Genomic DNA, 24700 nt, shown 5'->3' with positions numbered 1-24700 from the left:
CTGAGGGGAGAAGGAAGATTGGCACTGGCGCTGCCGCGAGAGCCACCTTCTCCCCTAGGGGAGAAGGGTTGGGGGATGAGGGGTGCGCGGGGGTTGTGGACTGCCGTGATGTCTCGATTTAGCCGCGCGGCTTTGCCCGGTTGGTTGCCTGGGCCGAGAGCGGGTCGTCGGGCCAATAATGTTTCGGATATCTCCCTTTCAGATCCTTGGCGACGTCTTTCCAGCTTCCGCGCCAGAAGCCGGGGAGATCGCTAGTGGTCTGGATGGGGCGGTGGGCCGGGGAGAGGAGCGAGAGGAGGAGCGGGATTTTGCCGTTGGCGATCGCGGGGTGCTGGTCGAGGCCGAAAAGCTCCTGCACGCGGATGGCGAGGACCGGGCCGTTCTCGGTGGCGTAATCGATGGGGACGCGGCTGCCCGAGGGGGCGTCGAAATGGGAGGGGAGGAGGCGGTCGATTTCCGAACGGCGGTCCCAGGGGAGGAGATCGAACAGCGCGGCGGAGAGGTGGTCGGGCGTGATGGCGTCCAGCCGGGAGAGGCCGGCGATGTGGGGGACGAGCCAGGCGGCTCCGTTTTGCGCGAGGGCAGTGTCGGAAAGATCGGGCCAATCTTGCCCCAGGGTCTGGTGGAGGAAGGTGGCGCGATCGCGCAGGGTGCGCTGGTCGCGGGACCAGGGGAGCTTGCCGATGCCCAGTTGGGCGATGCCGGCGGCGAGGATTTTCGGGGCGTTCGGGTCGTCGATGGCGGCGGGGGCGTCTTCGAGGCGCAGGGCGCCATAGCGGCGCTGGCGGCGGGCGCGGACGGCGCGGGGGGCGGGATCGAAGGCGAGATCGATCACGGTTTCGATGTGGGGGGCAAAGACCTCTTCGACCGTGGCGCGGTCGATGGGGATTGCCGCTCGGATCACGGCGCTGGCGGCGGACCCGGTCATATCCGCGACAACGAGAAAGGGGGCGCGGGCGAGGCTGTCGGTTTCATCAAGCCGCGCCTGGCGGCCATTGGCGAGGCGGAAGCGGCCGGGGGCGGTTTGCTGGGCGACGCGATCGGGATAAGCGCGGGCAAGATGGCGGCCGAGATCGACGCCGGAGACCTCCCCTGCCCCGACGACGGCTCGGTCTACCCCAGGAGTGGGCTGCCTTGTGCTCACGGCGGCTTTGGCCCAGCGCGCGGCGAGGGATTTGGCTTCGGTGGCGCGCCTGGAGGTGTCACGGCGGAGACGGTCGAAGCGGGCGGAGAGATCGGTTGAGGTGCCGCCGAGACCCTGTTCGCCGACAAGGACGCCGAGGAGCGCCGCGTCCATGGCGGTGCCTTCGGCGGCGGCCAAAGCGATCATGTGGCCGAGGCGCGGATGCAGCGGGAGTTTTGCGAGCAACGTGCCGTGCGGGGTGATGCGGGCGCCGGCATCGAGGGCATCGAGGGATTTGAGCAGGGCGACAGCTTCGGACCAGGCGGGGGCTGGGGGCGGATCGAGAAAGCCCAGCGTTGCCGGATCGGTGACGCCCCAGCCGGCGAGGTCGAGGACGAGGCCGGTGAGATCGGCCTGCAGGATCTCGGGTGGATCGAAGGGGATGAGGCTTGCGGTCTGGCCTTCATGCCAGAGGCGGTAACAGACGCCCGGCTCGGTGCGGCCGGCACGGCCCCGGCGCTGGTCGGCGCTGGCGCGGGAGACGCGGCGGGTTTCCAGCCGCGTCAGACCGGTATCGGGCTCATAGACCGGCAGGCGGGAGAGGCCGGAATCGATGACGATCCTGACGCCCTCGATGGTGAGCGAGGTCTGGGCGATGGCGGTGGCCAGAACGATCTTGCGGCGGCCCTCTGGCGCGGGCTGGATGGCGCGGTCCTGCTCGGCGGGAGTCAACTGGCCGTAGAGGGGGGCGATGTCGGTATAGGGGCCGACGATCGTGGCGAGGGCTTCGGCGGTGCGGCGAATTTCGGCCTGGCCGGGAAGGAAGATCAGCGCCGAGCCCTGCTCTTCACTGAGGGCGCGGCGGGTGGCCGAGGCGACGACCTGCTCGATGCGGGCGTTGGGATCGGGGACGATGTGGCGGGTTTCGACCGGGAAGGCGCGGCCTTCGCTTTCGATAACCGGGGCGTCACCGAGCAGGTTCGCGACGGCGGCGCCATCGAGGGTGGCGGACATGGCGAGGATGCGCAGATCCTCGCGCAGGGCGGTGGCATCGAGAGTGAGGGCGAGGCCGAGATCGCCATCCAGGCTACGTTCGTGGAATTCGTCGAACAGTACGGCGGCGATGCCGGTCAGCTCGGGATCATCGAGAATCATGCGGGTGAAGACGCCTTCGGTGACCACTTCGATGCGGGTTCTGGCGCTGACCTTTGTATCGAGGCGGACGCGGTAGCCGACGGTTTGGCCGACCTCTTCGCCCAGCGTCTGCGCCATGCGGCGGGCGGCGGCGCGGGCAGCGAGGCGGCGCGGTTCGAGCATGACGATCCGGCCATCGCCGCGCCAAGGTGCTTCGAGAAGCGCGAGGGGCACGCGGGTGGTCTTGCCGGCGCCGGGCGGGGCGACGAGGACGGCGCGGGTGTGGGACGCGAGCGCATCGGCGAGCTGGGGGAGAACGGCGTCGATGGGGAGCGGGGCGGCGGGGTGCATGGGGCGTATGTCACCGGATTTGGGCCGCGGTGCAAGGGGGCGCTTGTACTGGGCGCTTCGCGGGCGGGAAGAAGCCGGGAGCGGCGCGCATACCTTGCCCCGGGGCAAGCCCGGGGTGACACCCGTTGGGGGTGGGAAAGAGTGCGGGTACATGCCGGCGCTGCTTGCGGCTTGATGAAAATCCCGGAATGACGAGCTGAGTTTCAGGGCGTGGCAGTGCCGGGACCGTCGATGTCTCTTACGCGTAGGCGAAGCGGTCGAGGCCCAGGAGGGCGGCGCCGACGAGGCCCGGTTCCAGAGCGCATTGGGCCGGGACGACCAGGGGACGATCGAGCTGGCGCAGGATGCGCGAGCGCACGGCTTTATCCAGCGCGGGGATAAGGCCAGGCGCGCCGGCCATGCCGCCGCCGACCGGGACGATGGAGGCGCCGGTGATATTGACCGCCAGCGCCAGCGGGGCGGCGATGAGATCGACATAGATCTCCATGGTGCGGGTGGCGGCGGGATCGCCGCCGGCCCAGCCCACGACGATCTCACGGCTGTCGCGGACCTCGCCGGAGAGGTGCATATGCAGCTTTTCGACCCCGCGCGCGCCGCCGACGGTATCGACGCACCCGGCGCGGCCGCAGCCGCAGGGGAAATGGGGGATTTCGACCGGCGGGGTGCCGGCGCTGGTCGCGAGAATGGTGGCATGGCCCCATTCGCCCGCATAGCCGCCGCGACGATTGGCTAGCCGATTATCGACCACCAGACCACCGCCCACGCCGGTGCCCAAGATGATGCCGAAGACCACGTCGTGCCCCAGCCCTGCCCCGAGCCCGGCTTCGGCCAGCGCAAAGCAATCGGCGTCGTTGGCGACGGTGACCGGCAGGCCGAGGGCGGCCTGGAGTTCGGCATCGAGGAGACGGCCGTCGATGCAGGGGACGTTGGCGCAGATCATCCGGCCCGTTTCGATATCGGTGACGCCGCAGATGGAAATCGAGACCGCCTCGGGACGGCTGGGCATGGCGGCGAGAATGCCGCGCAGGGTTTCGACGAAGGCGGCGAAATCGGTGCGCGGGGTTTCGATGCGGCCCATCGGGGTGATGGCGTCCGGCTCATCCGCCCAGGCGGCCTTGATGGCGCTGCCGCCGATATCGAGTGCGAGGATCATGGGCGCGAAGGTAGCGGGGGATGGCGGCGGCGCAAGGGGGCGATTTCGGAAAAAGCGGAGAATTGGTGGATTTGGGTGGGGAGATGCGGGTTGGGGCGTTCGAGATTGGTGATTGCCGAAGCTCAGCGCCCCCCTCATCCCCGTCCCTTTTCCCACCAGGGGAGAAGGGGGCTCTCTTGGCAAGCGCCTGCGATCCTCTTTCGCGGTAACGGCAGGGCTAACCTTCTCTCCTTGGGGGTGAGGGGAGCGCTGAGGTTGCCACGTCAAACGCGGGTGCGAATGGAAGGGCTGAGGCCCCTCATCCGCCCTGCGGGCACCTTCTCCCCTGAGGGGAGAAGGGTAGCCTGTGGCGCGGCTGCAATAGGAATTGAAGCGCTGTTGGAGGAGCCCCCCTCTCCCGCTGGGGGAGAGGGGTTGGGGATGAGGGGGCTGAGATTGCCACGCCAAACGCGGGTGCGAGCGGAAGGGCTGAGGCCCCTTATCCGCCCTGCGGGCACCTTCTCCCCTGAGGGGAGAAGGGCGATCGTCGCAAGTGCGTTTCGAGCGCTACTCCGCCGCTGCCCGGCCGTCGGGGGTTTCGGCGGGGGCGTTGGGGTCGCCGGGGGCGGTCTCTGCTGCGAGGTCGGGGAAGGCGGCGATGCGGCGGCCGGAGAAGTCCTCGCGCAGGACGATCAAACCACGGTCCTCGAAATAGGTCAAAAGCCGGCGGGCGCGGGAGGCGGAGTGGGAGCCGTAGGCGCGGGCCAAGGTCGCATCGGACGGACAGGGAAGCTTTTCGACAGCGGCGCGGGCGACCATGAGGAAGACGCCTTGCACGTCTTCGGGGAGGGTCTTGGCGAGGTCGAGGGCGGCCTGCCAGCCATCGGACTGGGCGGCGTCGGTATCCACCCCGGCGCGGGCGACGGCGAAGCGGCGCTTGAACTCGTTGAGGTCCGGCGGGGTGCCGGGGACGCGGCGGATGCGGCAGCGGACGAGGAAATCCTGATAGAGCACGGCGACAGAGCGGAAGGAGGCCTCGGGGTCCTCGAGGATTTCGGCCAGCACTGCATCGATCAGCGCGGCGCGCTCGGCCTCGTCGATCTCGGGGAAGAGCGTTGCCGGTTCGGGCTCGGCACGGGGGACGGGCTGGCTCAGCTGCGCGAGGATATCGGCGGTGGGGCGCGGGGCGGGTTGCGCGGCGCGGCGCGGGAGGGGGCGAACCTCTTCCTCGGGACTGGGGGTGAAGATCAGATCGGCCGCGTCGGCCCCGGTTTCGGGGAGCGGCATCAGCTTGGGCGAGGTGGAGCGGGCGCTGGTTTCGACAGCGCCGATCTTGATGGGCAGCGGGCGGCGCGAGAGCGCGGGGCCCAGCGCGACGAAATTGCCCTTTTGCAGATCGCGGAACATCTCGGTGCCGCGGCGGTCCATGCCGAGCAGGTCGCCGGCGCGGGCCATGTCGATATCAAGGAAGGTGCGGCCCATAAGGAAGTTGGACGCTTCGGCGGCGACGTTCTTGGCGAGTTTTGCGAGGCGCTGGGTGGCGATGACGCCGGCGAGGCCGCGCTTGCGGCCACGGCACATCAGATTGGTCATGGCGCCGAGGGACAGCTTGCGTGCGTCATCGGAGACTTCGCCGCCGGCGGCTGGGGCAAAGAGCTGGGCTTCATCGACGACGACCAGCATGGGATACCAGAAATCGCGGTCGGCATCGAAAAGGCCGCCGAGGAAAGCGGCGGCGGCGCGCATCTGGTTTTCCGCCTCGAGCCCTTCGAGGGAGAGAACGACGGAGACGCGGTGCTGGCGGATGCGGCCGGCGATACGGGTCAACTCGTGCTCGGAGCGATCGGCTTCGACCACGACATGGCCGAACTTGTCGGCAAGGGTGACGAAATCGCCCTCGGGATCGACGACGCATTGCTGCACCCAGGGAGCGCTCTGTTCGAGCAGGCGCCGCAGAAGGTGCGACTTGCCCGAGCCGGAATTGCCCTGCACCAGCAGGCGCGTGGCCAGAAGCTCCTCAAGATCGAGCCGGGCCGGCGTGCCGGTATTTGTCGTGCCCATGTCGATTTCGACGGTCATCGCCTGTGCCTATCGGGGGTGCGAGAAAGATTCGCGCGGAAGAACGCTTGCGCATCTTAACATCGGGCAAGGGGCGCGGAACAACCCCGCCAGCAAGATATTCACCGGCTTGCCGCTTTGCCGACTCACGGCATGGGGCTAGGGTTATACTATGTTCAAGCGCCTCCTCTCGCTGTTTGGCCGCAAGCCCGTCGATCTCGACGGGCCGCAATATGGCGCCCTGCCCTATACGATCGTGGACGGGCATCTGGTGGTGCTGCTGGTCACCTCGCGCGGACGGGGCAAATGGATCTTCCCCAAGGGACGGCTGATGGAAGGCAAGACGCCGTGGGAAACCGCCGCGATCGAAGCCTGGGAAGAGGCGGGCGTCGAGGGCGAGATCGAAACCACGCCGATCGGGCGGTATTATCTTCCGGTGACGCCGGAACGGCCGCGCCCGGTGGAAGTGGAGATCTTTCCCATGCTGGTCACCGGACAGCGGGAAGACTGGAAGGAAAGCGGGCAGCGGCACCGCCATTGGGCGGTGCTGCCCGAAGCGCGGCGTCTGATCACCCATGAAGGGCTGGCCGACGTGGCCGTGGCGCTGGGCCAGCGCGAGGCCAAGGCCGGCCGGGTGAGCGAGGGCCTGCCCTCGAGAACGCTGCCGGGGCTGCCGCAGGGCGCTAAAGCCTAAAGACCAGGCGCATGGCGGCATAGATCACGGCGGCGAGGGTGGCCGTAGCGGGTACTGTTATGATCCAGGCCGCAAAGATCGATGCCACGTGACGGCGGCGCACCAGCAAGCGGCGGCGGCGCTTGTGGTAGTTCGCAACGGCGGCCTCGGGCGTGGGGTTGAGATGGCTGGTGCGCAGGAAAACGCCTTCGGGGCTGACCACCGGGCGGTAAAGCGAGCCATTGGTCATGCGCTCGCGGAAAAAACCCACCCCGAAAATGGCACCGACGGCTACGTGGGTGGACGAGATGGGAATGCCCAGCGCGGCGGCGATCAGAACCGTCGTTGCGGTTGCCAACACCACGCAATAGCCGCGAATCTCGTTGAGCCGGGTGATCCCCTCGCCCACGGTGCGGACGAGGCGCGGGCCGAACAGGGCCAGCCCGAAGGCAATGCCCAAGGCACCTATGGCCAGGACCCATTGAGGCACCGGATTGGTGCTGGCCGGGTCGGCCGATACGGCCTCGACGATGGCCGCCAGGGGGCCCACGGCGTTGGAGACGTCATTGGCGCCGTGGGCGAAAGACAGCAGCGCGGCGGCAATGATAAGCGGCAGGCGGAACAGGCTGCCGATCTGCTTTTTGGAATCCTCCATGCCCAGGGTGCGCGCTTCGATCCAGGGGCGGGCCAGAACCCAGGCCAGAAGGGCAAGCCCGAGGGAAACGAAAACCACCATGGGCAATGGCGGCGCCCAGACGCGATCGAGGCCTTTCAGTGCCATATAGGCGGTAAAAATGCCGGCCATGGCCGAAACGAAGACGGGCACCCAGAGGCGCGCGGCGCGGACGCGGTCGGTCGCCTCGAGCACCGAATATTGAACGACCGCCAGAAAGAGGGCGGCAAACAGCCCGCCCACGGCGGGCGAAACCATCCAACCGGTGCCGATGGCCAGTATGGTGGGCCAAACGACCGCCGAAAAGCCGGCGGCGGCGATGCCGGCACCCACGATGCCGCCGATGACCGAATGGGTGGTTGAGACCGGGGCACGGATATAGGTGGCAAGATTGACCCAGAGCGCTGAAGCCAGGAGCGCGGCGATCATCACCATGACATAGGGCACGGTTTCCAGATGCGTGCCGGTGGCGATGATGTCGCGCGAGATGGTTTCGACAACGTCGCCGCCGGCAAAAAAGGCGCCGGCCGCTTCGCATATTGCGGCGAGCGCCAGCGCCATGCCCATGCTGAGCGCCCGGGCGCCGACAGCGGGGCCCATATTGTTGGCGATATCGTTGGCGCCGATGTTGAGCGCCATATAGGCGGCGAGCGCCGTGGCCACGACCACCAGATAGCCGAACGGGCCGGCCTGGACCGAGAACGCAGCCCAGATCAGCGTCGCAAAGATGAAGACCAGCGCGATGCCCGGCGCCGCCATGGCGCGGGCGATGGCGTCGGTGCCACTGGCGAGTTCGCCGACACGTTCGAGGTCCTTATCGATGGCGGATTTGGGCATTGAGCCTCTTTCGTCTTTTTCAGTGCATGCACGCCATAGCGCAAACCGGCCAGCGATAGCCACAGGGCAGTTGGTGGCAGGACAACGCAAAACCGGCTGGCGTCGATCCTCTTTGTCGTCAGCGGTTCTCGACAACCTCGCGCACGGAGGCGACGAGCGCGGCGGTGGGCAGGTCCAGCTCGCTCCCGCCACGGGTGGTGATGCCGATGGCGCCGAAGCTGGCGGTCATATCGATGGGGAGCGCGACCAGCGCACCGGTTTCAAGATCGGCGGCGACGACCGATCGGGAGATGAACCAGACCGCATCGGTCAACAGTGCGTAGGCGCGGGAGAACGAGTTGGAGACCGTTTCGATCTCGCGCGGCAGGCGGGCGATGCCGGCGGCAAGGAGGATGGATTCGACGGTGGGGCGGATGATGGCCTCGCGCGGGGGAACGAGCGCGGGGAACGGCTCGATGGTGCGCAGGGTGGGCTCGGGGTCGCCCAGCAGCGGGTGGCCGGGGCGGACGGCGAGGACGAGGGGCTCGGAATAAAGATGCTCGAACGAGAGGCCGGCCATAACCTCGGGAGCGGGCATGCGGCCGACGACGAAATCGATGGCCCCGGCGCGCAGCAGGCTCAGCAGGTGCGGACTGGGGCCGCTTTCCACATGCACGCGGCAGGCGAGCGGGCCGGCCGAAAAGCGGGCGACCGCCTGGGGGACCACTTCGACCTCTACCGTGGGCAGCGCGCCGAGACGGACCACCGCATCGGCGCTGCGGGCGGCCGAGACGGAATCGATCCCCTGCCGCAAGGCGCCGATGGCGGCATTGGCATGGCGCAGGAACAGGGCGCCGAAATCGGTGAGGGCCAGCTTGCGGCGGGAGCGATCGAACAGCGCGACCCCGAGGATGGCTTCGAGTTCGGCAAGGGATTTGGAAACCGCCGGCTGGGTGAGGCCCAGGGCTTCGGCAGCGGGGAGAACGCCGCCCTGACGGTTGGTTTCAATGAAGCAGGCGAGGTGGCGGAGTTTTATGCGGGGGTCGATGGAGGGCATGGGGCTCATCTGTCTCGGGTGATTGTGGCAGGCGCGGCGCACCCCTCATCCGCCCTTCGGGCACCTTCTCCCCTCGCGAGGGAGAAGGGAAGCTCGGGGCAGCGGTTCGGGAAATTGCCGATGGCTGTTGTTGTCGCAAGCTCAGAGCCCCCCTCATCCGACCGCTTCGCGGCCACCTTCTCCCACCAGGGGAGAAGGGGAGAATTTGGCAGCGGTTCGGCAAGGTCGGAATGCTGCAATGAGAGGGGTTGGGCGTGAAGGGACGCTGAGATTGCGGCATTTGCTAACGTTGGCTGTGCAAGCGCTGCGCACCCCTCATCCGACCCGGCTTCGCCGGCCCACCTTCTCCCTCAAGGGGAGAAGGGGAGCTTGTGGCGGCGGTTCGGGAAATTGCCGAGGGCTGTTGTTGTCGCAAGCTCAGAGCCCCCCTCATCCGACCGCTTCGCGGCCACCTTCTCCCACCAGGGGAGAAGGGGAGCTTGTGGCGGCGTTTCGGCAGGATTCTCCAAAGCGCAAGCATTCCCATTCGTTATACATCGTCCGCAATTTATCATTTTACCCTGCTCGCGCGCCAGTGTTTATTGCAGCATCGGTTATGTGTCCGGGATGGAGTGCTATGAGCAAGGTGATGCCGCTTGAGCAGGCGGTGCGGGAAAATCTCAAGGATGGGGATATTGTCGCCTTTGAGGGGTTCACGCATCTGATCCCGCATGCGGCGGGGCATGAGGTGATCCGGCAGGGGTTCAAGGATCTGACCCTGATCCGCATGACGCCCGATGTGATCTATGACCAGATGATCGGCATGGGGATGGCCAAGAAGGTCATCTTCTCTTACGCGGGCAATCCGGGCGTGGGGCTGTTGCGGCGGATGCGGGATGCCATCGAGAACGGGTATCCGCGGGCAATCGAGACCGTGGAGCACTCGCACGCGGCGATGGCGAACGCCTATGCGGCCGGCGCGGCGGGGCTGCCTTGCGCGGTGTTTCGCGGATACAAGGGCGCCGACCTGCCCAAGGTCAATCCCGACATCAAGTCGATCACCTGCCCTTATACGGGCGAGGAACTGGCGACGGTGCCGGCGCACAACCCGGACGTCGCGTTCATCCATGCGCAGAAGGCGAGCGAAAAGGGCGACGTGCTGATCGAGGGGATCGTGGGCGTGCAGAAGGAAGTGGCGCTGGCGGCCAAGCGCGTGGTGGTGACCGTCGAGGAGGTGGTGCCGGACTTCGATGACTTGCATCCCAACCTCACCATCCTGCCGCACTGGACGGTGGATGCGATCGCCGTGGTCAAGGGCGGGGCGCATCCCTCCTATACGCATGGCTATTACGCGCGCGACAATGCGGCCTATCTCGAATGGAACGAGATTTCCGCCGATCGCGAACTGTTCGCCAAATGGATGGACGACAACGTTCTGAACGCGACGCCCGAGGTGTTCGCCGAACGCGTGAAGGGGCTTTGAGATGGCCGATTTTACACCCAATGAAATGATGACCATCGCGGCCTCGCGGGCGCTCACAAGCAAGGATGTGTGCTTTGTGGGCATCGGGGCGCCGTCGGCGGCGTGCAATGTGGCGCGGCTGACCCATGCGCCCGACATCACGCTGATCTATGAGAGCGGGACGATCGGGACGGCGCCGGATGTGCTGCCGCTTTCGATCGGCGACGGGGAATTGTGCGAGACGGCGGTAACCACCGTCTCGGTGCCCGAGATGTTCCGCTATTGGCTGCAGGGCGGGCGAATTTCGATCGGGTTTTTGGGCGCGGCGCAGATCGACCGGTTCGGCAACATCAATACCACCGTGATCGGGGATTACGACAAACCCAAGGTGCGGCTGCCGGGCGGCGGCGGGGCGCCTGAGATCGCGACTTCGTGCGGGGAGATCTACATCACCTTGAAGCAGGCGACGCGCTCGATGGTGGAAAAGATCGATTTCTTCACCTCGTTCGGGCATGGCGAGGGCGGCGACCACAGGGAGCGGCTGGGGATCAAGACCAAGGGGCCGACGCTGCTGATCACGGACCTCGCGATCTGGAAACCCGACCCTGTGACCAAGGAGTTCACGGTTGTCTCGCTGCATCCGGGCGTGACGCGCGAGATGGTGCAGGAGACCTGCGGGTGGACGGTGAAATACGCCGACAATCTCGAAGAGACCCCTGCCCCGACGGCACTGGAGCTCAAGACCCTGCGCGATCTGCAGGAGCGCACCAAGCGCGCCCATGAGGGCGGGAAGGCAGCGTAAAATGGCTGAAGCGTACATTTGCGACTATATTCGCACGCCCATCGGGCGGTTCGGCGGGGCGCTATCGAAGGTGCGGCCGGACGATCTCGGAGCTCTGGTGCTCAAGACGCTGGTGGAGCGCAATCCCAACGTCGATTTCGAGGCGGTCGAGGACGTGATCTTCGGCAACGCCAATCAGGCGGGCGAGGACAACCGGAACGTGGCGAGGATGAGCCTGTTGCTGGCGGGATTGCCGGCGACGGTGACGGGCACCACGATCAACCGGCTGTGCGGGTCGGGACTGGATGCGGTTTTGACGGCGGCGCGGGCGATCAAGGCGGGCGAGGCCGAACTGATGATCGCGGGCGGCACGGAATCGATGAGCCGCGCGCCGTTCGTGATGCCCAAGGCCGAGACGGCGTTTTCGCGCAATGCGGAGATCTACGACACGACCATCGGCTGGCGGTTCGTCAATCCGCTGATGCAAAAGCTCTACGGTTCGGATTCGATGCCCGAGACGGGCGAGAACGTGGCGGAAGACTATAAGATTTCGCGCGAGGACCAGGATGCGTTTGCGCTGAGGAGCCAGAACAAGGCGGCTGCGGCGCAGGAGAATGGGCGGCTGGCGCAGGAGATCGCGCCGGTGACCATTCCGCAGCGCAAGGGCGATCCGGTTGTTGTCGACAAGGATGAGCATCCGCGCGCGACCTCGATGGAGGCACTGGCGAAATTGCCGACCCCGTTCAAGAAAGAGGGCGGGACGGTGACGGCGGGAAACGCTTCGGGCGTCAATGACGGGGCGGCGGCGCTGATCATCGCGAGCGAAGCGGCGATCAAGAAGTATGGGCTCACGCCCCTAGCCCGCGTTGTGGCCGGGGCGACGGCGGGCGTGCCGCCGCGGGTGATGGGGATCGGACCCCTGCCCGCTTCGGAAAAACTGGCGGCACGGATGGGAGTCAAGGCGACCGATTTCGATCTGGTCGAGCTCAACGAGGCGTTTGCGAGCCAGGGCATCGCGGTGCTGCGGGGGCTGGGGATCGCCGAGGATGCCGGGCACGTCAACCCCAATGGCGGGGCGATCGCGCTGGGGCATCCGCTGGGGATGAGCGGCGCGCGGATCGCGGGCACGGCAGCGCTGGAAATGAGCCTAAAGGGACACAAGCGGGCGCTGGTGACCATGTGCATCGGTGTCGGGCAGGGAATCGCTGCGGGGCTGGAGGCGGTTTAGGCCACCTCCATATCCCGCAACCATTGTCCAAGGACGCGCCGGATGGCGCGTTCTGCCGGTTCGTCCTGGGTGAAGGCCCACCAGGTGTGTGCGCCCTGCCATAGGCTGGCCATCTGCCAGCCCAGACGCTCTCCGCGCTCGGGATCGTTTGAAAGACGGCGGCCGAGCGCCTTGACGAGTGCCCGCCCCCAGGCCGCGCCGCGGGCGCGCAGGGCAGGATTGCGGATATCCTCGCGCAAGAGCAACAACCCGTCCGTCGCGTTGCGCTCTGCGGCATCGGTGGGCATCAGCCGGATCAGCACTTCGATGGCACCTTGAGGAGAACTCTCTTCCTCGGCGTCGGCTGCCTCGGTTTGCGCGTCCAGCACATCCCAGGCCCGCAGCAGGATGGCCTGCACCATCGCCTCCCGATCGCCATAGCGCTGCACGAGGGTCGCCGGAGCCAAGCCGCAATCGGCGGCGGCGCGGGCGAAGGTCAGGCCCGCTGGACCTGTTTCCAGGATCGTATCGAGAAGGATGTCGTGAATCTGCTCGTCGGAGATCGTCTTGCGTCTAGCCATGACTCAATATAAACATACGTTCGTTTATAAGGCAAGGAGAAGATCATGGCGAAAATCGTAGGATATATCGCGGCCAGTCTGGACGGCCTGATAGTCGACGGGAACGATGATCTGGGCTGGCTCTACAAATATGACGACATGGACCTGGGCGAGCACGACTATCGCACCTTCATCAAGGGCATCCGCACCGTGGTGATGGGGCGCGGCACTTATGATTTCATTGAGCGGGAAAGCTCGCCCTGGGCTTATGGCGAGCAGCGGACCATCGTTGTCACCTCGCGGCCGATCGAAAATCCGAAAGGACCGCTGGAGGTCCGTAGCGACGTCGATGCCTTGATCGCCGAATTGCGGGCGCTGGACGATGGCGATGTCTGGATGCTGGGCGGCGGGGAATTGCAGATGGCGTTTCTCGAGCGCGGAGCGTTGGACGAGATCGAGATCTATATCATCCCCGAAATGCTGGGCGGCGGGCGACCGCTGTTTCCGCTGACCGGTTTCCGGGCGTCGCCCACGCTGATCAGCGCCCAGGCGATCGACAAGGGTTGCGTGCGGCTGCACTACCGGTTCTGAGTGCAGGGCCTTCCATTCTGGCGCTGCGGCTGTATCGTTCGCGGCGCAACGATTTGGACCCGCCCCATGACCGATACGCTGATCGCAACCCTCCGCTCCATCACCGGCCCCCGCCATGTGCTGGTGGGGGATCGGGCCACGCGGCGATACCGCAAGGGGTATCGCTATGGGGATGGCGAGGTGTTGGCGGTGGTGCGGCCGGGGACGCTGGTGGAGCAGTGGCGGGCGCTCAAGGCCTGTGTCGAGGCGGGGGTGATCGTCATCGTGCAGGCGGCCAATACCGGGATCACGGGCGGATCGACGCCGTTCGGGGACGGATATGACCGGCCGATCGTCATCATAAACGTCATGCGGATCGCGCGGGTCGACCTGATCCGGGGCGGCGAACAGGTGATCGCGCTGCCGGGGGCGACGCTCGACAGGCTGGAAAAGACGCTGCGCGCCATCGGGCGCGAGCCGCATTCGGTGATCGGGTCGAGCTGCATCGGGGCGTCCGTGGTGGGCGGGGTATGCAACAATTCGGGCGGGTCGCTGATCCAGCGCGGGCCGGCCTATACCGAATTGGCACTGTTCGCGCAGGTGGATGCGGACGGGCAGCTCAGGCTGGTCAACCATCTGGGGGTGGATCTGGGCGAGGATGCGGAAACCATCCTGTCGCGGCTCGATGCGGGGCAATATACCGAGGCCGATATCGCGCCCGAGGGCAATCGGCGCGCGTCGGACCATGACTACCACGTCCATGTGCGCGACGTTGAATCGGAAACCCCTGCCCGGTTCAATGCCGACCCCCGGAAACTGTTCGAGGCTTCGGGGAGCGCGGGCAAGCTCGCGGTGTTTGCTTTAAGGCTCGACACGTTTGCCGCCGACACGGACACGCAGGTGTTCTATATCGGCAGCAATGATGCAGGGGAATTGGCGCGGATCCGGCGCGACATGCTGAGCCGGTTCGAGCATCTGCCGATCGCGGGAGAATATCTGCATCGCGATGGATACCGGCTGACGCGGAAATACGGCAAGGACGTTTTTCTCATCATCAAGCTGCTGGGCACCGACAGGGTGCCTGCGGCCTTCGCCATCAAGAGCTGGGTGGATGGGATCACCGAGAAGCTGGGACTGGGCGGGGCGGTTTCGGACCGGATCGTGCAATTCGTGACTGGCCTGATGCCCGAACATCTGCCCAAGCGCATGAACGATTATTGCGAGCGGTTCGAGCACCATCTGATGATCCGGATGGGGGGCGAGGGTATCGCCGAGGCTCGCGCCTATTTCGAGGACATCTTTCCCTCCACGAGCGGGGACTATTTCGAGTGCACGCCCCAGGAAGGGGCCGATGCCTTCCTGCACCGGTTCGCGTTCGGAGGCGCCGGAGGGCGGTATCGGGCCGTGCATCCAAATGAGGTGGAAGACCTTCTGGCTCTCGATGTGGCGCTGCCGCGCAACGAGACGAACTGGCTGCCGGATCTGCCGCCCGATCTCGAGGCGCAACTGGCGTATAAATCGGTGTGCGCGCACTTTTTCTGCCATGTGCTGCACCAGGACTATATGGTCAAAAAGGGCGCCGATGTGGACGCCATCAAGGCGCGGCTGCTCGAACTGCTCGACGCGCGCGGGGCGGAATATCCGGCCGAGCACAATGTGGGGCATCTCTATGCCGCCAAGCCGGCGCTGGAGGAATTTTATCGCGGACTGGACCCCACCAATACGTTCAATCCGGGGATCGGGAAGACCAGCAAGAAGCGGGAGTGGGCGTGAGGAGAAAACTGGAGTCCGCCGGTTATGTAATGTCATAACAGTGTTATGAGGCCCCAATAGCGTCCTGCTGCAGCGAGGTGGATCACACATCTTTCGCTCTCCGGACGCTCATGGAAATTGGCCTCACACCCGCCCATGAGCCCTCAACCATTCAAGAGTTAGGGCTTTTCGATGAACGAGCATAAACCGACCTTCCCCACACAGGGACTTGAAGACGCCGAGTTCGCTCCGACCAATCCCACTTCCAACCCCACGATGGGCGAACTGATCTCCCGCCGCTTTTCGCGCCGCGGGTTTCTGAAGGGTTCGCTGGCGACCACGGCGATTGCCGCTACGGTCAGCCCCTTGGCGCTGCTGACGGCCGAAAAGGCCCGCGCGCAGGAAGCCTCCGCCTTCTCGTTCCCCGAAGTGACGGCTGGTGTCGATGCCGACCACCACGTGGCCGAGGGCTATAATGCCGACGTTCTGCTGCGCTGGGGCGATGCCGTCGTCAATGGCGCGCCCGAATTCGACCCGACCGCGCAGACGGCCGAAGCGCAGAGCCAGCAGTTCGGCTACAACAACGACTATGTGGGCTATGTGCCGCTCGAGGATTCCTCGGAACACGGCCTGCTGCTGGTCAACCACGAATACACCAACGCCCACCTGATGTTCCCGGGGCTGGTCACCATCGTCGATGGCGAGCCGCAGCAGGGTCCGCTTTCCGAAGAGCAGGTCAATATCGAGATCATGGCCCATGGCGGGTCGGTCGTCGAAATCGAAAAGGTGGATGGCAAGTGGCGCCGTGTCGAGGGCAGCCCCTACAACCGCCGCATCACCGGCGAAACCGAAATGGAAATCACCGGCCCGGCTGCCGGCCATGATCGATTGAAGACCAGCGAGGACGACACCGGCACCCGCGTGCGCGGCACGCTCAACAACTGCGCTGGCGGCACCACCCCCTGGGGCACTTACCTCATGGCGGAAGAGAACTTCCACGGCTATTTCATGGGCGAGCTGCCCGAGGGTCATGCTGAAGCCGCCAATTACGAACGCCTCGGCGCTCCGGGCAACAGCTATGAATGGGGCAATTTCCACGACCGGTTCGACGTTTCCAAGGAACCCAACGAAATGAACCGTTTCGGCTGGGTGGTCGAAGTCGACCCGATGGATGCCAACTCCACGCCCAAGAAGCGCACCGCTCTCGGCCGCTTCAAGCATGAAGGCGCCGAATCCATTGTCGCCCCGGATGGACGCGTCGTGTTCTATACCGGTGACGACGAGCGCTTCGACTATGTCTACAAATTTGTGACCAACGGCACTTTCGACCCCGACAACCGCGAAGCCAATATGGACCTGCTCGATGACGGCACGCTCTATGTGGCGCGCTTTGACGAAGACGGCTCCATGGAATGGCTGCCGCTGGTTCATGGCGAGGGCCCGCTGACGTCCGAGAACGGTTTTGAAAGCCAGGCGGACGTGCTGATCGAAACCCGCCGGGCCGGCGATCTTCTGGGTGCCACTCCGATGGACCGCCCCGAGGACATCGAACCCAATGGTTCGAACGGCCGCGTCTATGTGATGCTGACCAATAACACCCGCCGCACCGAAGAGCAGGTCGACGCCGCCAATCCGCGCGCCGAGAACGCCTTCGGCCACATCATCGAAATCCACGAGGATGGCGGTGACTTCGCGGCGACGACCGGCACCTGGGAAATCCTGCTCCAGTGCGGCGATCCCTCGATCGCCGAAGTGGGCGCGACCTTCTCGACGGCGACGACCGAAAACGGCTGGTTCGGCATGCCCGACAACGCGGCAGTCGACAGCGAAGGCCGGCTCTGGGTTTCGACCGACGGCAACAACCCCACCGACACCGGCCGGACCGATGGTCTCTGGGCCGTGGACACCGAAGGCGATGCCCGCGGCACGTCCAAGCTGTTCTACCGCGTCCCGGTCGGCGCGGAAATGTGCGGCCCGCTGCCGACCCCGGACCTGACCACCTTCTTTGTGGCGGTTCAGCATCCGGCCGATGGCGGCGAGGATTGGGAAGGCCATGGCCGTCCGTCCTACTACGAAGATCTGTCCACCCGCTGGCCGGATTTCCGCGACGACATGCCGGTTCGCCCGGCGGTCGTGGCGATCACCAAGGCCGATGGCGGCAAGATCGGCATGGGCTAAGACCCTGCCTCATAGGTGACGGAAGGCCGGTGCGCGGTGCGTGCCGGCCTTTCTGCTTTTGATGGACGCGGCGGGTGGCCATCTCCCGGTCGCAAAGGCTAGGCTAAATTGATTGAGGAGAAAGGAATCGCCCCATGACGACTCAAGCCACCGCCGCGCAATCCGGCACCTTCACCATCGGCAATTTTACCATCAACCGGCTGGGTTATGGCGCGATGCGGATCACCGGGCGGGGGATTTTCGGACCCCCGGCTGACCGCGAAGGATGCCTGGAAACGCTCAAGCGCCTGCCCGAGCTTGGCGTCAATTTCATCGACACCGCCGATTCCTATGGACCCGATATTTCCGAGGAACTGATCAACGAGGCGCTGCATCCCTATGAGGGCATGCTGATCGCCACCAAGGCGGGGCTGACCCGGCCTGGGCCCGACCGCTGGGCGCCCAATGGAATGCCCGACTATCTGATCGGGCAGGCGCGGGGGAGCCTGAAACGGCTCGGGGTGAGCCAGATCGGGCTGTGGCAATTGCACAGGATCGATCCGCGCGTGCCGCGCGGCGACCAGTTCGCGGCGGTGAAAGCGATGCTCGATGAAGGGATCATCGCCAATGCCGGGCTGAGCGAGGTGTCGATCGAGGAGATCGAGGCGGCACGGGAGGTGTTTCCGGTGGCCACGGTGCAGAACCGGTATAACCTCGTCGACCGGCAGAGCGAACAGGTGCTCAAATATTGCGAGAAGGAGGGGATCGGGTTCATTCCCTGGTTCCCGCTGGCGGCTGGCAATCTCGCCAAGCCCGGCGGCGTGCTCGAGGAGGTGGCGAAAAGGCATGAGGCGACGCCGGGGCAGATCGCGCTCGCCTGGGTTCTAAAGCGCAGCCCCGTGATGCTGCCCATTCCGGGGACATCCAAGGTCACCCATCTCGAAGAGAACGTGGCGGCGGCGGAAATCGAATTGTCCGAGGACGATTTCGCCGCGCTCGAGGCGGCCGGGCGGAAGGGTTGAGCATGCGCGCGCTGCAATATTCAAAATTCGGGACGCCCGCCGACGTGCTCGGGGTTGCCGAGGTGGAAACGCCCCAGCCGGGGGTTGGGCAGGTGCTGGTCGAATCGCTGTTGTCGCCGATCCACAACCACGATCTTTGGACGATCGCCGGCAGCTATGGGTACAAGCCCGATCTGCCGGCGATCGGCGGCAGTGAGGCGGTTGGAAGGGTCGCGGCTGTGGGGCCGGACGTGGAGGACCGCTGGATCGGCAAACGCGTCGTGGCGAGCGGCAACGGCACCTGGGCCGGTGCGTATCTGACACGCGCGGCGGGACTGATGGAAGTGCCCGAGGCGATCCCCGACGAGGCGGCGGCGCAATTGGTGGCCATGCCGTTCAGTTCGATTGCGCTGCTCGAATGGCTCAAGCTCGAAAGCGGTGACTGGTTGATCCAGAACGCGGCCAATGGCGCCGTGGGCAAGCTGGTGGCCAAGCTGGCGCGGCCGCGCGGGATCAAGGTTTTGAGCCTGGTGCGGCGGGCCGAGGCGGTGGCGGAGCTCGAGGCGCTGGGGATGGCGCCGGTGATTTCCACCGACACGGAGAACTGGGTGAGCCGCGCGCGGGAGATCGTCGGCGAGGACGGAGCGCGGGCGGCGGTGGATTCGGTGGGCGGCAAGGTCGTCGACGGCATGGCAGACCTGCTCGGCTACAAGGGCACGCTGGTGGTGTTCGGTTCGGTGGGCGGCAATCCGATGGTGCTGCAGACCGGGCCGATCATCTTCAAGCAGCTTGCGATCAAGGGCTTCTGGGGCGCCAGGGCAATCGGGGAATTTCCCGAAGCCGACCGTGGGCGGATGATGGGCGAGCTGGTGGCCCTCGCCGCCAAGGGCGAATTGCCGCTCGATGTAGATGGAATCCATGAGCTGGCCGACTATCGGGATGCCCTTGCCGCCGCACAGGAGCCGGGGCGCAAGGGCAAGGTGCTGCTGCGGCCATGACCGCCTTTGTTGCCCTATTGCGGGCCGTCAATGTGGGCGGCACGGGCAAGCTGCCGATGAGCGAGCTCAAGGCCATGTGCGAGGCCGAGGGGTTCGCAAAGGTGGCGACCTATATCGCGAGCGGCAATGTGGTGTTTACCGCCGAGCGTTCGGAAGCCGAGGTGCGAGCGGGATTGGAAAAGCGCCTGGAAGCCTATGCCGGCAAGCCGGTGGGCGTGCATGTGCGCACGGCGGGGGAGATGGCGCAGGTTTTGGCCGACAATCCGTTTCCCGACGCCAAGCCCAACTGGACGGTGGCGATCTTTCTCAATGAAACGCCGGCCAAGGACGCGCTCGATACGGTGCGCGACCGCACCGATGAGGAGGTGCGGCTGGGTAAGCGCGAGATCTATATCGCCTACGGATCGGGGATGGGGCGATCGAAGCTTAAAATTCCGGCCGCGAAGGAGGGGACGGCGCGCAATATCAACACCATCGCCAAGTTGGCGGAGATGGCGGCGGCGCTCTGAACTCGGGCGCTACGCCTTCTTCCTTGCGCTGCCGCGCTTGCCGGCGAGGCGGGGCTTTACCGCCTGCTCCTGCCGCTCTTTTTCCAGGCGCAGGGCGCGCAGGCGGAGCGTCTTGGCCCGGGTCGCCTCCAAGGCGACCTCTTCGAGGCGGAGAGCTTCCTTTTCACGCGCCTCGCGCTCGGCGAGCTTTTCGCGCGTGCTCATCTTTGGTGCGGTGGACATACTAATCCTTAAAATGAAAAGGCCGCCTTGCGGCGGCCCTCATGCTTATTCGGCAGGACGGATGTTGACCGCCGAGGAACGGCCGTCACGGCCCTTTTCCAGCTCGTAGCTCACGGCTTGACCTTCGGTCAGCGTGCTCATGCCCGAGCGCTCGACGGCGGAAATGTGCACGAACGCATCCTGGCCGCCCTGGTCGGGCTGGATGAAGCCGAAGCCTTTGGTGGTGTTGAAGAATTTAACTTTGCCAGTGATCATCGTCGGATCCTTTTAAGTGGCGAATATCCGCACGCGACATGCGTGCGAACCGACCGGTGGCGCAAGAGCGCGCGGTCTAGACGTCTTGCAGTAAAGGATTCCAAGTGACCGGCAGGGCCGGATGATCAGATAGCCAAGCGCATCGAACGTATGGGCGCATTCTATAGAGCGGGTGGGGAGAAAACAAGGCACCCTGAAAAGGGAGGCTATCGCGGCCGGTCGGCCCTGTCGATGAGGGCCCGCGCGGGCAGCCGATCGTCGGGCTCCGAAGCGATGCGCCGCCGCAGGTTCTGGGCGAACGATTTGAGGCGTTCCCCACCCTGCCAGACGGCAAGATCCCAAGCGGCGTGGGGATGGCGGGCAACAAAACGCGACAGGCTGGGCCGAGGCTGGTCGGCCTGGGCGCTGACATAGCGGGCGACGCCATAGACCACGCCGGCGGCAATCGCGTGCCCGAGGGCGGCGGCCAGAAAATTCGATCCGCCCGGCTGGTTGACGATCACCACCTGGCGGGCCTTTTTGAGCTTTCTGAGTTTTTTCTTGAGCTTTTTCTTGCCCACGGGGCGGCTCCGGTCAGTGGACGCGCCGATCGGTCTCGTCGGTATGGGCTTTTTTGCCCGAACGGGCCTTGCCGTCATGCTTGTCACGATGGTCGCGCAGGGCATCGAGAAAAGCGTGGGTGGCGTCCGATACGGCGCGGCCGAGAGCCGAAGTGGCGTCACCCGTGGTATCGGCGAACCGGGCGCCAGCATCGTGCAGGCCGTGTTCGGCCCGCCGGCCGGCGCCGCTGTCACCAGCGCGGCGCGAAGCTGCGGCACCCACGTGATAGATGACCTCCGAGATCAGCGCGACGCCCACGGGCGAGGCCAGAACGGCCGCCAGCGCGCCGCTGCGATACTGCTTGGGAATTTTGAAGCCCAGGATTTTCTTGGGCAGCTTGTTCTTCTTTTTCTTGGCCATTTTCGGTCCATTCCTCGTGTGTGGTGGAATGGACTAACGGCCGGCGGGGGCACTTCGTTCGACCCCGCCGGCAAATTATCACAATTCAATGACAGTGCTTAACCGAGCACCGCCTTGACCGCCGCGGCGGTTTTTTCCACCACGATGTCGGCCTCCTCGCGCGAGAGGCAGAGCGGGGGCGCAAAGCCGATGATGTCGCCCTGGGGCATGGCGCGGGCGATGACGCCCGACTTGACCATTTCGGCGACGATGCGGATGGCGACCTTTTCGCTCGGGTCGAAGAAACTGGTGTTGTCGCGATCCTTGACCAGTTCGACGGCGCACAGCATGCCCTCGCCGCGCACTTCAGCGACATGGGGATGATCGGCGAGCGCGGCCTTCATCTGGGTGTTGAGATATCCACCGGTTTTCCCCGCGTTTTCCACAAGGCCCAGGCTATCGACGAGGTTGAGATTGGCGATGCCGGCGGCGGCGCCAATGGGGTGGGCGGAATAGGTCCAGCCATGGCCGATGGGGCCGTTCTCGTCGGTGCCTTGTTCGAGCACTTTCCAGAGCCTGTCACCGATGATCGAGCCCGAAAGCGGCGCGTAGGCCGAGGTCAGCCCCTTGGCGATGGTGATGATATCGGGACGCAGGCCGTAATGATCAGAACCCATCATCGAGCCCAGGCGACCGAAGCCGGTGACCACCTCGTCAACGATGAGGAGAATGTCGTGGCGGTCGAGCACCTGCTGGATGGCATCCCAATAGCCGGCAGGGGGCGGGACGATGCCGCCGGTGCCCAGAACCGGCTCGCCGATGAAGGCGGCGATGGTGTCGGCGCCCTCGCGCTCGATCAGCGCTTCGAGTTCGGCGGCGCAATGGAGGACGAATTCGGCCTCGCTCATGTTCTGGCGCGGGCGGCGAAGATAGTAGGGGGCTTCGGTGTGCAGGACCTGGGGGAGCGGAAGATCGAACTTGTTGTGGAAGCTCGAAAGGCCGGTCAATGAGCCGGTCATCAGGCCCGAGCCATGATAGCCGCGCCAGCGGGAGATGATCTTCTTTTTCTCCGGACGGCCCAGGATGTTGTTGTAGTACCAGACGAGCTTGATGTTGGTCTCGTTGGCATCCGAGCCGCCGAGGCCGAAATAAACCTTGCTCATGCCGGCGGGCGCGCGGTCGAGGATCATCTTCGAGAGCGTGATCGAGGCTTCGGTGCCGTGGCCGACATAGGCATGGTAATAGGCGAGCTCGCGCGCCTGTTGCGCGATGGCGTCGGTGATTTCGGTGCGGCCATAGCCGACATTGACGCAGTAGAGGCCCGCGAACGCATCGAGCAGGCGATTGCCGTCACGATCCTCGATATAGACGCCCTGCCCGCCGGTGACGATCCGATTGGGGGTTTCGCCGCGGGCGTGCTGGGCGAGATGGGTGGAGGGGTGGAAGAAATTTTCCCGGTCCCAGCGGTCGAGTTGATCGTTTGAAAGCATTGGTTGGTCCTTAGATTTTATTCTCGAGTTTAGTGTTCCGCGGCTGGCTCAGAGCCCCCCTCATCCGACCTTTCGCTTTCAGCGAAAGCCCACCTTCTCCCACCAGGGGAGAAGGGTATTTCGGGGCAGCGTCACGGCAAGAACCGAGGCGCTGCAACAAGAGTCCCCCTCTCCCCTGATGGGAGAGAGGACGGGGGTGAGAAGGTGCTGAGGACGTGGCGATCACGGCGCTACGCCCAGTCGCGGCAGACATATTTGACCTCGGTGAACTCCTCCATGCCCAGCCGGGCGCCTTCGCGGCCCATGCCGGATTGCTTGAAACCGCCGAAGGGGATGGGGGCGCCGGTGACCTTGGTGCGGTTGACGGCGACCATGCCGAACTGGAGCTGGCGGGAGGCGCGGTAGATGCGGCGGGGGTCCATGGTGTGGAGGTAGGCGATCAGCCCGTATTCGGTGGCGTTGGCGCGGGCGATGGCTTCTTCCTCGCTGTCGAAGGGGGAAAGCGCCGCGACCGGGCCGAAAGTTTCCTCAGCCATGATCAGCGCATCGGTGGGGACGTCGGCGAGGACGGTGGGCTGGAAGAACAAAGGTCCCTGCCCGTCCACCTTGCCGCCAATGAGGCATTTGGCGCCCTTGGCTATCGCGTCCTCCACATGGGAGACCTGCTTGGCCACGGCCTTTTCGTTCATCAGCGGACCGATATCGGGATCGGTGATGCCGGGGCCGATGGAGAGGGCGGCGGTTGCCTCGACGAAGCGGTCGCAGAAGGCCCGGTAGATGCGACGGTCGATCAGGAAGCGGTTGGCGCCCAGGCAATCCTGGCCAGAGGTGGCGAATTTGGCCTTGATGGCTTCTTCGACCGCCTGATCGAGATCGGCATCGGAAAAGACGATGAAGGGGGCATGGCCGCCAAGCTCCATCACCAGGCGTTTCACCGTATCGGCGGACTGGCGGTACAGCAGCTTGCCGATTTCGGTGGAGCCGGTGAAGGAAAGGACGCGTACGCGGGTGTCCGAAGTCCAGGGCTCGACGATCGTGGCGGCCTTGCCGGTGACGACGTTGAAGGCGCCTGCGGGAATGCCGGCGCGGGCTGCGAGGATAGCCAGAGCAGTCGCCGAGAACGGGGTTTCCGAGGAGGGATGCACAAGGCAGGTGCAGCCGGCGGCGAGCGCTGCGGCGGCCTTGCGGGTGATCATGGCCGAGGGAAAGTTCCAGGGCGTTATCAGCGCGGCGACGCCGGCGGGTTCGCGCCAGATTTCGACCTCCGCGTCGGGGAGGTGCGAAGTGACGGATTCGATATTGGGGCGCTTGGCTTCCTCGGCGAAGAATTCGACGAAGGAAGCGGCATAGGCGATCTCTCCGCGTGCTTCGGTGATGGGCTTGCCCTGCTCGGCGACCATGATACGCGCGAGGTCCTCGCGGGCGTCCATGATCAGATCGTACCAGCGGCGCAGGATGGCGGAGCGCTCCTGCGGCAGCAGCGAGGACCACGGCAGGAAGGCCTGCTGGGCGGCATCGATGGCGGCGCGGGATTGCTCGGGGGAGAGCGCGGGAATGAACCCGATGGTTTCTCCGGTTGCTGGATCGGTGACGGGGATATCCTCGCCCGTGTCCGAAGCGACCAACTGGCCCGCCACATGCGCGGCCTGGCACAGGAGTTCGGGATCGGCGAGATCGGCGGCAAGGCCGGAAGGCGCGTATTTGGCGGACAGGCTCGACATGGCGGAAACTCCAAGGAGATGACGCGACCATATCGGGGAACCGGGAGAGGCTGGCGCCAAAGTTGGGGGCGCGGAGGCGA

22 protein-coding genes are annotated in these 24700 nt (G+C 65.5%); 10 read left to right on the top strand and 12 right to left on the bottom strand.

The genetic code is table 11. From position 1 onward, the window contains the following. Window positions 1-118 precede the first annotated feature (118 nt). The 3 genes from hrpB to NO932_RS02995 form a co-directional block, all read right to left on the bottom strand. Window positions 119-2608 carry an ATP-dependent helicase HrpB gene (hrpB, locus tag NO932_RS03005; protein WP_309209571.1) on the bottom strand — a complete coding sequence of 830 codons (2490 nt, stop codon included), beginning with the start codon at window positions 2606-2608 and terminating at the stop codon, window positions 119-121. 238 nt (window positions 2609-2846) lie between these two features. Then, a complete protein-coding gene (locus NO932_RS03000; RefSeq protein WP_309209569.1) occupies window positions 2847-3761 on the bottom strand; it encodes an ROK family protein in 915 nt (304 codons plus the stop codon). A gap of 546 nt (window positions 3762-4307) precedes the next feature. Continuing rightward, window positions 4308-5819: an ATP-binding protein gene (locus tag NO932_RS02995; RefSeq protein WP_309209567.1), complete on the bottom strand. Its 1512-nt coding sequence runs from the start codon at window positions 5817-5819 to the stop codon at window positions 4308-4310. Window positions 5820-5970: 151 nt separating this feature from the next. Here NO932_RS02995 and NO932_RS02990 point away from each other — a divergent pair, with 151 nt between their 5' ends. Beyond that, on the top strand, window positions 5971-6492 hold the full coding sequence (locus NO932_RS02990; protein ID WP_309209565.1) for an NUDIX hydrolase: 522 nt from the start codon (window positions 5971-5973) through the stop codon (window positions 6490-6492). Here the strand turns inward: NO932_RS02990 and NO932_RS02985 are convergent. Further along, window positions 6482-7981, bottom strand: a complete 1500-nt coding sequence (locus NO932_RS02985) for an anion permease (protein ID WP_309209564.1) — start codon at window positions 7979-7981, stop codon at window positions 6482-6484. The two genes, NO932_RS02990 and NO932_RS02985, sit on opposite strands and share 11 nt — an antisense overlap. Before the next feature lie 118 nt (window positions 7982-8099). Further along, window positions 8100-9017, bottom strand: a complete 918-nt coding sequence (gene pcaQ / locus NO932_RS02980) for a pca operon transcription factor PcaQ (RefSeq protein ID WP_309209563.1) — start codon at window positions 9015-9017, stop codon at window positions 8100-8102. A 616-nt stretch (window positions 9018-9633) separates the two neighbouring features. Here pcaQ and NO932_RS02975 point away from each other — a divergent pair. From NO932_RS02975 to pcaF, 3 genes are read left to right on the top strand one after another with little or no spacing between them, the layout of a single operon-like run. After that, a complete protein-coding gene (locus NO932_RS02975; protein ID WP_309209562.1) occupies window positions 9634-10479 on the top strand; it encodes a CoA-transferase in 846 nt (281 codons plus the stop codon). Window position 10480: 1 nt separating this feature from the next. Further along, window positions 10481-11260 (top strand): CoA-transferase subunit beta, encoded by a 780-nt coding sequence (locus tag NO932_RS02970; RefSeq protein WP_309209561.1) that lies wholly within the window; start codon window positions 10481-10483, stop codon window positions 11258-11260. A gap of 1 nt (window position 11261) precedes the next feature. Next, the gene (gene pcaF / locus NO932_RS02965) at window positions 11262-12467 is read left to right on the top strand and encodes a 3-oxoadipyl-CoA thiolase (RefSeq protein ID WP_309209560.1); all 1206 of its coding nucleotides are present in this window, start codon (window positions 11262-11264) and stop codon (window positions 12465-12467) included. Here the strand turns inward: pcaF and NO932_RS02960 are convergent. Continuing rightward, window positions 12464-13027, bottom strand: a complete 564-nt coding sequence (locus tag NO932_RS02960; protein ID WP_309209558.1) for a TetR/AcrR family transcriptional regulator — start codon at window positions 13025-13027, stop codon at window positions 12464-12466. The genes pcaF and NO932_RS02960 overlap by 4 nt on opposite strands. Before the next feature lie 45 nt (window positions 13028-13072). Between NO932_RS02960 and NO932_RS02955 the strand changes: the two genes are divergently transcribed. From NO932_RS02955 to NO932_RS02930, 6 genes are all read left to right on the top strand, one after another. Then, window positions 13073-13597: a dihydrofolate reductase family protein gene (locus NO932_RS02955; protein ID WP_309209556.1), complete on the top strand. Its 525-nt coding sequence runs from the start codon at window positions 13073-13075 to the stop codon at window positions 13595-13597. Window positions 13598-13663: 66 nt separating this feature from the next. Then, window positions 13664-15349 carry a D-lactate dehydrogenase gene (gene dld / locus NO932_RS02950; RefSeq protein WP_309209554.1) on the top strand — a complete coding sequence of 562 codons (1686 nt, stop codon included), beginning with the start codon at window positions 13664-13666 and terminating at the stop codon, window positions 15347-15349. A gap of 171 nt (window positions 15350-15520) precedes the next feature. Next, complete coding sequence (locus NO932_RS02945; RefSeq protein ID WP_309209553.1) at window positions 15521-17506, top strand: PhoX family phosphatase; 1986 nt, start codon at window positions 15521-15523, stop codon at window positions 17504-17506. Window positions 17507-17640: 134 nt separating this feature from the next. Continuing rightward, window positions 17641-18507: an aldo/keto reductase gene (locus NO932_RS02940; RefSeq protein ID WP_309209552.1), complete on the top strand. Its 867-nt coding sequence runs from the start codon at window positions 17641-17643 to the stop codon at window positions 18505-18507. A gap of 2 nt (window positions 18508-18509) precedes the next feature. Beyond that, window positions 18510-19484, top strand: a complete 975-nt coding sequence (locus NO932_RS02935) for a zinc-binding dehydrogenase (RefSeq protein WP_309209550.1) — start codon at window positions 18510-18512, stop codon at window positions 19482-19484. Further along, on the top strand, window positions 19481-19993 hold the full coding sequence (locus NO932_RS02930) for a DUF1697 domain-containing protein (RefSeq protein WP_309209549.1): 513 nt from the start codon (window positions 19481-19483) through the stop codon (window positions 19991-19993). Before NO932_RS02935 ends, NO932_RS02930 begins: the two co-directional genes overlap by 4 nt. A gap of 9 nt (window positions 19994-20002) precedes the next feature. Here NO932_RS02930 and NO932_RS02925 read toward each other — a convergent pair whose 3' ends face one another. The 6 genes from NO932_RS02925 to NO932_RS02900 form a co-directional block, all read right to left on the bottom strand. Beyond that, a complete protein-coding gene (locus NO932_RS02925; protein WP_309162728.1) occupies window positions 20003-20215 on the bottom strand; it encodes a hypothetical protein in 213 nt (70 codons plus the stop codon). A gap of 45 nt (window positions 20216-20260) precedes the next feature. Beyond that, a complete protein-coding gene (locus tag NO932_RS02920; RefSeq protein WP_309209547.1) occupies window positions 20261-20470 on the bottom strand; it encodes a cold-shock protein in 210 nt (69 codons plus the stop codon). Window positions 20471-20676: 206 nt separating this feature from the next. Continuing rightward, window positions 20677-21030 carry a hypothetical protein gene (locus NO932_RS02915; protein WP_309209545.1) on the bottom strand — a complete coding sequence of 118 codons (354 nt, stop codon included), beginning with the start codon at window positions 21028-21030 and terminating at the stop codon, window positions 20677-20679. 13 nt (window positions 21031-21043) lie between these two features. Next, a complete protein-coding gene (locus NO932_RS02910) occupies window positions 21044-21430 on the bottom strand; it encodes a hypothetical protein (RefSeq protein ID WP_309209544.1) in 387 nt (128 codons plus the stop codon). A gap of 98 nt (window positions 21431-21528) precedes the next feature. Further along, the gene (locus NO932_RS02905) at window positions 21529-22899 is read right to left on the bottom strand and encodes an aspartate aminotransferase family protein (RefSeq protein ID WP_309209543.1); all 1371 of its coding nucleotides are present in this window, start codon (window positions 22897-22899) and stop codon (window positions 21529-21531) included. A 230-nt stretch (window positions 22900-23129) separates the two neighbouring features. After that, on the bottom strand, window positions 23130-24620 hold the full coding sequence (locus NO932_RS02900) for an NAD-dependent succinate-semialdehyde dehydrogenase (protein ID WP_309209542.1): 1491 nt from the start codon (window positions 24618-24620) through the stop codon (window positions 23130-23132). Window positions 24621-24700 lie beyond the last annotated feature (80 nt).

It is taken from the genome of Pelagibacterium sp. 26DY04 (assembly GCF_031202305.1).
Lineage (GTDB): Bacteria > Pseudomonadota > Alphaproteobacteria > Rhizobiales > Devosiaceae > Pelagibacterium.
Note: the sequence above shows the minus strand (reverse complement) of the source record. Positions and strands in the feature narration are given on the sequence as shown.